We start from the raw sequence: 1318 nt of genomic DNA on the forward strand, positions 1-1318 counted from the left end.
GAACCGCCCCGGGAATTGAGGAGGCTCCAACGTCTGAGAAGATGGAGCCATGACCAAGTCAAACAAGTTCTCACCCGAGGTCCGCGAGCGCGCCGTGCGCATGGTGCAGGAGCACCGAGCCGACTACCCCTCTCTGTGGGCAGCCATTGAATCTATAGCCCCCAAGATTGGCTGCGTGCCGCAGACCCTCAACGAATGGGTCAAGAAGGCCGAGGTCGACAGCGGCCAGCGTGTCGGCACCACCACTTCGGAGGCGCAACGCATCAAGGAACTGGAGCGCGAGGTCAAAGAGCTGCGCCGGGCCAACGACATCCTGAAGACAGCCAGCGCGTTTTTCGCGCAGGCGGAGCTCGACCGCCGATTGAAGTCTTGAAGAACTACATCGACCGCCACCGTGATGACTACGGGGTCGAGCCCATCTGCCGGGTGTTGCAGATGGCCCCGTCGTGTTACTGGCGCCATGCAGCCCGGCAACGCAACCCGCAATTGCGCAGTGCACGCGCCCTGCGTGACGAGGGTTTGAAAGCCGACATCCAGCGCGTGTGGCACGCCAACTGGCAGGTCTACGGGGCTGACAAGGTCTGGCTGCAGATGAACCGCGAGGGCATCCCGGTGGCACGTTGTACCGTGGAGCGGCTGATGCGTGCCATGGGCTTGCAAGGGGCACGCCGTGGCAAGACGGTGCGCACCACCACACCAGACACCTCCGCACCGTGCCCGCTGGACCACGTCAACCGGCAATTCAAGGCCAGCCGACCCAATGATCTGTGGGTGTCGGACTTCACCTACGTCTCCACCTGGCAGGGCTGGCTGTACGTGGCCTTTGTGGTGGATGTGTACGCCCGGCGCATCGTGGGCTGGCGGGTCAGTCGCAGCATGCAAACGGACTTCGTGCTGGATGCGCTGGAACAGGCGCTGTATGACCGCCAGCCTGCAGCCCATGCCTTGACGCACCATTCCGACAGGGGCAGTCAATACGTTTCCATACGCTACACCGAACGCTTGGACCAGGCAGGCATCAGGCCTTCGGTGGGCAGCCGGGGTGACAGCTACGACAACGCACTGGCCGAAACTATCAACGGGCTGTACAAGGCCGAGTTGATTCACCGCCGGGGGCCCTGGAAGACCAGGGAATCCGTGGAACTGGCCACCCTGCAGTGGGTGCACTGGTTCAATCACGTCCGACTGCTCACGCCGATTGGGGGCATCCCTCCGGCAGAAGCTGAGGCAAACTACTGGGGGCAATTCGCCAACAGCAACACCTCGACAGAGGTTTCAACTTAAACCAACCAGCCTCCTTGAAACCCGGGGCGGTTCA

Annotated in this window: 1 protein-coding gene and 1 other annotated feature; the gene reads left to right on the plus strand. The window is 62.4% G+C overall.

The genetic code is table 11. The annotated features are described in order from the left end of the window. The first annotated feature begins 49 nt into the window (after positions 1-49). A protein-coding gene (locus CON77_RS13525) for an IS3 family transposase (protein ID WP_101049969.1) occupies positions 50-1284 on the plus strand; the annotation gives its coding sequence in 2 pieces (ribosomal slippage) (positions 50-338 and positions 338-1284; 1236 coding nt in all). After that, positions 328-444 (plus strand) — a sequence feature (AL1L pseudoknot). It overlaps the preceding gene by 117 nt. Positions 1285-1318 lie beyond the last annotated feature (34 nt).

Origin of the sequence: Macromonas nakdongensis (assembly GCF_002837145.1) — a bacterium.
GTDB lineage: Bacteria > Pseudomonadota > Gammaproteobacteria > Burkholderiales > Burkholderiaceae_C > Macromonas_B > Macromonas_B nakdongensis.